Below are 6819 nucleotides of genomic sequence, written 5' to 3' on the forward strand. Positions count from 1 at the left end.
CTATGGCCAGCGGCCGACAGAAAGACAACCCGCCTGATCCTGATCAGGACAACCTTCCACTGATCCGGGGAAGGCGGGCGACGTCCTATGACGTCGCGCGCCTCGCCGGCGTCTCGCAGTCGGCTGTCTCCCGCTGCTTCAAGCAGGGCGCCAGCGTATCCGGCAAGATGCGCGAACGGGTCATGAAGGCCGCCGAGGAACTCGAATACCAGCCAAACGCCATCGCCCGCAGTTTGATCACGCAGCGCTCCCACCTCGTCGCTGTTCTCGTCTCGGGTCGGCTGAACCTGTACTATCCCGAAGTGCTGTTTTGCCTGACGGATGAGCTGTCGAAAGTGGGACTCCGGGTGCTGCTGTTTACCGTCGACAGCGAAGAAGATGCCGAAAGCGTGATTGAACAAGCCTGGCAGTTTCAGGTCGACGGCCTGATCTCCGCCTCCCATCTCTCCAGATCCCAGTACGACCTGCTCCAGAAGCGCTCGATCCCCGTCGTCTTCTTCAATCGCTATTTTACCGACCGCTCCGCCAACGTGGTCTATTGTGATCCCAGAGCGCAGGTGGACGCCCTCGTCGAGCGATTGGTGGACTTCGGCCATCGCCGGTTCGGCCTTATCCGCGGTCCCAAGGACAACATGGTTGGTTTCGAACGTATTCGCCTCGTGGCCGAAGCCCTGCAGCGCCACCAGGTCAACGAGGTCAGGGAAGTCCAGGGAGACTTCACCTATGACAGTGGCGGCGCAGCCTTGCAGGAGCTTTGCGCAGATCCGGCGACGCGCCCGACTGCCATCATCTGTGCCAATGACATGATGGCGCTTGGGTGCATGGATGAGGCCCGCTCCGTCCTTGAACTGAGCATACCCGATGATCTCTCGATCGCAGGCTTTGACGGTATCGGCATGTCGCAGTTTGCAAGCTACGAGCTGACCACGATCCGCCAGCCTATCGGGCGGATGTGCCAGGCCGCCGTTGCCATGATTGCGGCGCGCGCGGAGCTGCCCGATCAGTCGAATGAAAGGCGGGTCTTTGAAGGCGCGATTCTCGAGGGTCGTTCTATTGCGAAGGCTCCCTGACCGCGTTATGCATCCGAATGCAAAACGGAGGCGGCATGGCCCGGTCATCGACGAAAATCCTCACCACCCATGTGGGGAGCCTGCCTCGCTCCAAAGCTGTCACTGACCTCGTCTTCGCAGAGGAGCGCGGTGAGCCCATTGACGCCCGGCTCGCAAACGAAATCCTGACAGAAGCGGTCCGCGCCGCCGTGCAGCGCCAGGCAGATGCCGGCATCGACATCGTCTCCGACGGAGAGATGAGCAAGATCTCCTACGCAACCTATATCAAGGACAGGATTACGGGCTTTGAAGGCGACAGCCCTCGCCGGGCGCCAAAGGACCTCGAAGCGTTCCCGGGCTTCCTCGAGCGTCAGGCAAAGGGTGGCGGGACACCGTCCTACCGGCGTCCGCGCTGCGTCGGGGAAATCCGTGTAAAGAGCATGAAGCCTCTTGAAGAGGACCTCTCGAGGTTTCGCGCCGCGCTCACTGGTGTACCAGATCTTGCGAGCTTCATGAACGCGGCCAGTCCAGGTGTGATAGCGCTGTTCCAGCCGAACGATTTTTATCCGGATGATGACGCCTACCTGGAAGCGCTCGCCGAGGCGATGCGTCCTGAATACGAAGCAATCGTCGCAGCAGGCCATGTCCTGCAACTCGACAGCCCTGACCTCGGCCTCGGGCGGCACATGATGTTCAAGGATCGTCCCGAAGCGGAATACCTTGCCCGCGTCTCGCGCCATGTCGAGGTCATGAACCACGCGCTCCGCAACATTCCGGCCGACTCTGTGCGCATGCACATCTGCTGGGGTAACTATGAAGGTCCTCACCATTGTGACGCACCGCTCGAGATCGTGCTCCCGGTCGCGCTTAAGGCCAAACCCCGGGGCCTGCTCTTCGAGAACGCCAACCCGCGGCACGCCCATGAATGGACCGTCATGCAGGCAGCGGCCGAGCAGGGGCTCCTGAAGGACAAGACGCTCATTCCCGGCGTGATCGACTCGACAACGAACTTCATCGAGCACCCCTTGCTGGTGGCTGAGCGCATTGAAAAGTTCGCGCGGATTGCCGGCCCTGAGAATGTGATTGCGGGCACCGATTGCGGCTTCTCGACATTTGCCGGGTTCGGTGCCGTCGACGAGGAAATCGTCTACGCCAAGCTCGCGGTCCTGGCCGAAGGTGCCGAGATCGCATCGCGGCGAGTAGGATCATGACGCTGAAGGAAAAGCTCAGCGCGCGTGAGCCATTGCTCGGCACATTCCTGAAAACGCCGTCCTCGATGATCGCAGAAGTCCTGGCCCGGAGCGATCTCGATCTTGTCTGCATTGACGCCGAGCATGCGCCTTTTGATCGCCGCGATATCGATGCCTGCATCCATGCGCTGACGGCGGGAGGAATGCCCGTTATTGTTCGGGTTCCAGCAAGTCATCCTGAACATATTCTCAATGCGCTCGATTGCGGGGCGACCGGCATCCTTGCGCCGCACATCCGCACTCCCGGCGATGCGCGCAGGCTTGCCAGCGATTGTAAGTATGGATCGGGCCGCGGCTATGCCGGCTCCTCACGCGCCGCCGGGTATGGCGCCCGCACCATGCGCGAGCATATCGCTCTCAGTAATGGCGCGACGTGTGTCATTGCCCAGATCGAAGATGCCGAGGCGCTTGCGCAACTCGGCGAGATCTTTGCCATGCCTGGAATAGATGCTTTCTTCATTGGCCGGGCCGACCTCGCCGTTTCGATGGGCGCAGAGAGCCCGGATGACCCCCGCGTCGTGGATGCTGTGGCAGACATCTGCCGTCAGGGCGCCGCAGCCGGTGTCTGCATTGGTATGTTCACGGCAAACCTCAGCGAAATAGAAGGATGGCGCAAGCAGGGTGCCAGCCTCTTCCTGCTCGGCTCGGACCACGGGTTCCTTCTGTCCGGGGCGCGCGCCTTCAGCGAGAGCGTGCGCCGCCAATTCTAGCGGCGGCGGGCTTCGGCGACCTGGCGGCGCACAGCAAGGTCGTCCCATATACAGACATCCTCACGCACCCGGCCGTTCATCACGCGCATCTGCGAGACGCCCATAAAGAAGATGGGCGCACCGGTCGGCGCGCCATAGCGGCCATGGCCCGTGTGCAGGCCAGTTGCGGACCAGCGGACAGCGACGTCACGCGCGTCTCCGAGATAACCAATCTCGGCAACATGATCGATCGACAGGGACAGGTCGGGGAAAGCGGCCCAGAGCGGCTCGAACCATCTGCACAGGTCGTCTGGTCCATACAGCGAGACAGCGCCCGGATAGGCGCCAGCGACACGAAAGTCATAGATGTCTTCTGCGTGTTTGGCGCTTCTGGACTGCCAGAGGGATGAGAGTGCGGCGAAGGCTGTGGCAATACCCGGACTATCGGTCCTTGGGCTTCCATGGCTTGCCTGCGCCCGGGCGCGATTGCCCGCATGAAAGTCGATCAGGCTGAACATCCGGTCGCCGTCGGCAGCAGACTGGCGGGCGGCAACGGCGTCCGGATCAAGACCCAGCTGCATCACGAGCCCGAGATTGTCGCGCACGAGCCATTCCCTGAAGATGCGGTTGTCTCTGCAGAGGCAGTCTGCGATCGTCTGCACACGGACGCGTTTACCTGTCGCAGGGCCGAATTCCCCGGGCCCGGTATGGGTCATCTTCGACGTGATGAGGTGGGACGAATAGAATGTCCCGGGTTCGTCTTCTGACCAGATGACATTGTCGGCATCGAGTCGCCGGTCATTGAAGACAGCGAGCGTTGCCCGTGTATTTTCGGCCACGGTCTGAGCGCCAACGATGTCGCCTCCGAGTGTATGGATCAGGCAGTCAGGCGTATACCATTTGAGGCAAAGATCGATTTCGCGGTCATGCCAGATCCGCTCGGTTATCCGGATGATATAATGGGGAAAATCGACAAACTCCTCGTCGAAACCCGGCAGGTCCATCCGCCGCCCCGGCGCGGGGTGCATCATGTCCGTTATGTCACTCGTCGCAACGTGCGTGATCGGGAGAGGCATGGTCATCATGTTCCTATTGCGCAGTCCAGCCACCGTCCACGATGAGGCTCTGACCCGTAATCATCTTTGCGCCCGGCCCGCACAAGAAGGCAACCGCGCGTGCGACGTCCTCTGCGTCTGCAAGCCTGCCGAGCGGGATCATGCGCTTGACGAAATCGGCAAACTCCGGATCGGCCAGCATAGGTTTCGTCATTTCTGTTTCGACAAATGTGGGGGCTACTGAATTCACCCGTATGCCGCGCGGGGCAAGCTCGATCGCCATCGCTTTGGTAAGGCCCTCGATCGCATGTTTCGTCATGCAATAGACTGTCCGGCGCGCCGATCCCACATGCCCCATCTGGGAGGTGATGTTGATGACCCGTCCGTCCTGGCTCATCCTGCGAACCGCGGATCTTGAGATCCGATAAGTCGACCGGATGTTGAGGTTGATCATCAGGTCGAGGAGGCCGTCATCCACATCTTCCATAAGCCTCGGAACATTTGTCCCAAGATTATTAATCAGGACATCCAGCCGGTGCAGGCCGTCGATCTGTTCGAGGAACGCGTCCGAGGTTGCATCCGCGCCGATAAGCGTCGTGCGCTCGGACATTTCCTCTGCGAGAGCATCGAGCGCTTCGGACGGGCGTGCTACGGCGATGACCGATGCGCCGCCGGCGTCAAGAAGGTGGGCGATCGCCTTGCCGATGCCGCGGCTGGCGCCGGTCACGAGGCAAACTTTGCCCTCAAGCTCTGAGACCGGCTTCACAGCTGATGCGGCGCCATCGTGTCGGTCCGCACACAGACGAGTTCCGCCCCGGTCGGCCCGGCACTGCGCAAAGCGCGGCGAGATGCAGCGGGAAAGGTGATCGTATCTCCGGGCCCCACCCGCGCGGTTTCCCCATCGAGGCTGACTTCGGCGCTGCCGGACTGGACAAACCAGACATCGGCGCCGTCGAAACTGTGCGGCCCAATCACAGCTCCCGGATCAAGGATGACCTTCGAAACAGTAAAGCCGTGGGGCCAGTTCATGCGGCCTGAGCCAATGAGAACGATGTCGGTCACCTCAGCGAGCCCGTTCATGGGCCCGTTAGGTCCGGCTGCGCCGGCGCGCGCAACACAGGCTTCAAGCTCTGACGGGGTAAAACGTTTCAGGGCGGCCACCTGATCACGCGTGGTGGCTGGCATTGGTGCCTTTTCCGGCGGGACGGTTTCGCCGGCTGCCAGATCAATGAGTGAACCGTCCTCCAGGAGGACCAGTCCATGTTCGCGGGCAAGTTCAAAAACCTTCGGAGCCCAAAGCACCCGGCCCGGATCGTCGCCGCCGAGCACCGCCCAGAGAACCCCCGTATCCGTCCCGATGTTCGTGAAACCGCGGAAAACGCCTGTCGGGATGGAGATCAGGTCTCCGGGGCTGAGCTCGACGCTTGCGTCTTCACCATGCTCACCGAGATCAAAACGCCATTGTCCGGAATGGACGAAGAAGACCTCCGCCGTCTCATGGCTGTGCTGGGAGTTTGTGCATCCCGGCGGCTGGCGCGCGCCGCCGATATTGAACCCGTGCCGCTCGCTGATATGGACGTGCTGTGCCGGGTTTTCGGAGACGCCCGGGCCTATGATGGTGAAGTTTTCCTTCTTGTCCGACCCGGGCGTGCGCGTATCGATGAAGGCATTGAAGCAAGGCCTGAGGTCTGCGTAGCGCACGATCCGCTCCGAAGCGATCTGCGCGCGGGTTGTCTCATTGGTTACCATGGATTTCTCTCCGTTGCCCTTTGGGGCAGCTGATGGGGGGTGTTCAGAGGTCGGACGACCGGGGCCCGGGCCGCCTGCTGCGGCAGCAGGCGGAGCAACGCCGCGTTGACCTGCCCGGGCTGTTCGAGTGTCGAGATATGGCCGCAGGGGCTGAGGACGCAGAGCTCGGCCCCGGGTATTGCGGCAGCGATCTCTTCCTGGCGGGAGAGGGGGCAGACTTCGTCTTCGTCACCTCCAAGAACGAGCACCGGGCAGGATACGGTGTGCAGCATTTCCATCTGCGAAGTCCTGACCATAAGGGCGACGATCTGGCGAACAAAGGCTTCGGGGCCAAGACGGCTGCCCATTGCCTCAACGAGACCGAGATGAGCCGCTGATCGATGCGCGCAAGCAAAGTATTTAGGGGCGAGTTCGGCCCTCAGCACGTCGGAGAGCTCCCCGGCCACAACCCGGCGAAGCTGCGACTTGCGGGCCGGGCCGGACGCATCGGCCCGGGCGGTTGTATTGAGGAGCGCCAGATGCGTTACCCGCTCAGGGAACTGGCGCCAGATTTCGAGCGCGACGACCGCGCCCATGGAAAGTCCCACGAGCGCAACCCGGCCGGGCGAATTTCGCATGGCTTCGCGCGCCATCCGGTCAATTGAAGCGCTGCTGCCATAGTCGCCCATACGGCAGCGGTAACCGGCTGCGGTCAGCGATTGGGTTTGGGGGGCGAACAGGCGCTCGTCACACATGAACCCGGGCAGGAAGAGGACGTCTTGGATCGCCATCGGTAAGGGGGCTCTTGTGCTGCCGGTATCTGGAGGCGGATGATCATGCATTCGAATGCAAAAATCAATCGGCTTGTGGCAAGGGCGTCTCCGGCGCCGGCTGCGCACAGGCCTGCGCCGGTTTCGTGGCACTCTCCGGTTTGTTGAATGACAAGACAATCGGCGGGTGCGCTCGGCGTTCAGCCGGGGATGCGCCGAAGGCTCTTCAGGCGTTCAAAGATATCGAGCCCCTGCTGGGCCAGATAATAGGGCAGGTC

The 6819-nt window shown here is 61.8% G+C and carries 7 protein-coding genes; 3 read left to right on the top strand and 4 right to left on the bottom strand.

Going from position 1 to position 6819, the window contains the following annotated elements:
- The 3 genes from WEA77_RS03205 to WEA77_RS03215 form a co-directional block, all read left to right on the top strand.
- A partial coding sequence (locus WEA77_RS03205) for a LacI family DNA-binding transcriptional regulator (protein ID WP_368066415.1) occupies nucleotides 1-1070 on the top strand: 1070 nt, incomplete at its 5' end.
- Between the two features lie 35 nt (nucleotides 1071-1105).
- Nucleotides 1106-2260 (top strand): cobalamin-independent methionine synthase II family protein, encoded by a 1155-nt coding sequence (locus tag WEA77_RS03210; RefSeq protein ID WP_368066416.1) that lies wholly within the window; start codon nucleotides 1106-1108, stop codon nucleotides 2258-2260.
- A complete protein-coding gene (locus WEA77_RS03215) occupies nucleotides 2257-3009 on the top strand; it encodes an HpcH/HpaI aldolase/citrate lyase family protein (RefSeq protein ID WP_368066417.1) in 753 nt (250 codons plus the stop codon). The genes WEA77_RS03210 and WEA77_RS03215 overlap by 4 nt, the downstream gene beginning before the upstream one ends.
- Here WEA77_RS03215 and WEA77_RS03220 read toward each other — a convergent pair.
- The 4 genes from WEA77_RS03220 to WEA77_RS03235 are packed head-to-tail and all read right to left on the bottom strand — an operon-like array spanning nucleotide 3006 to nucleotide 6562.
- Nucleotides 3006-4070 (bottom strand): ester cyclase, encoded by a 1065-nt coding sequence (locus WEA77_RS03220; RefSeq protein WP_368066418.1) that lies wholly within the window; start codon nucleotides 4068-4070, stop codon nucleotides 3006-3008. The genes WEA77_RS03215 and WEA77_RS03220 overlap by 4 nt on opposite strands.
- A gap of 7 nt (nucleotides 4071-4077) precedes the next feature.
- Nucleotides 4078-4809 carry an SDR family NAD(P)-dependent oxidoreductase gene (locus WEA77_RS03225; protein WP_368066419.1) on the bottom strand — a complete coding sequence of 244 codons (732 nt, stop codon included), beginning with the start codon at nucleotides 4807-4809 and terminating at the stop codon, nucleotides 4078-4080.
- Nucleotides 4806-5792, bottom strand: a complete 987-nt coding sequence (locus tag WEA77_RS03230; protein WP_368066420.1) for a cupin domain-containing protein — start codon at nucleotides 5790-5792, stop codon at nucleotides 4806-4808. Before WEA77_RS03230 ends, WEA77_RS03225 begins: the two co-directional genes overlap by 4 nt.
- Nucleotides 5786-6562 (bottom strand): alpha/beta fold hydrolase, encoded by a 777-nt coding sequence (locus tag WEA77_RS03235; protein WP_368066422.1) that lies wholly within the window; start codon nucleotides 6560-6562, stop codon nucleotides 5786-5788. The genes WEA77_RS03230 and WEA77_RS03235 overlap by 7 nt, the downstream gene beginning before the upstream one ends.
- Nucleotides 6563-6819: the final 257 nt, after the last annotated feature.

The sequence above is a fragment of the Hyphomonas sp. genome, from assembly GCF_040882205.1.
In the GTDB taxonomy this organism is placed as follows: Bacteria; Pseudomonadota; Alphaproteobacteria; order Caulobacterales; family Hyphomonadaceae; genus Hyphomonas.

Coding starts and splice junctions, on each gene's coding strand:
- WEA77_RS03210 (WP_368066416.1), top strand. CDS start 1,106: ATGGCCCGGTCATCGACGAAAATCCTCACCACCCATGTGGGGAGCCTG.
- WEA77_RS03215 (WP_368066417.1), top strand. CDS start 2,257: ATGACGCTGAAGGAAAAGCTCAGCGCGCGTGAGCCATTGCTCGGCACA.
- WEA77_RS03220 (WP_368066418.1), bottom strand. CDS start 4,070: ATGACCATGCCTCTCCCGATCACGCACGTTGCGACGAGTGACATAACG.
- WEA77_RS03230 (WP_368066420.1), bottom strand. CDS start 5,792: ATGGTAACCAATGAGACAACCCGCGCGCAGATCGCTTCGGAGCGGATC.
- WEA77_RS03235 (WP_368066422.1), bottom strand. CDS start 6,562: ATGGCGATCCAAGACGTCCTCTTCCTGCCCGGGTTCATGTGTGACGAG.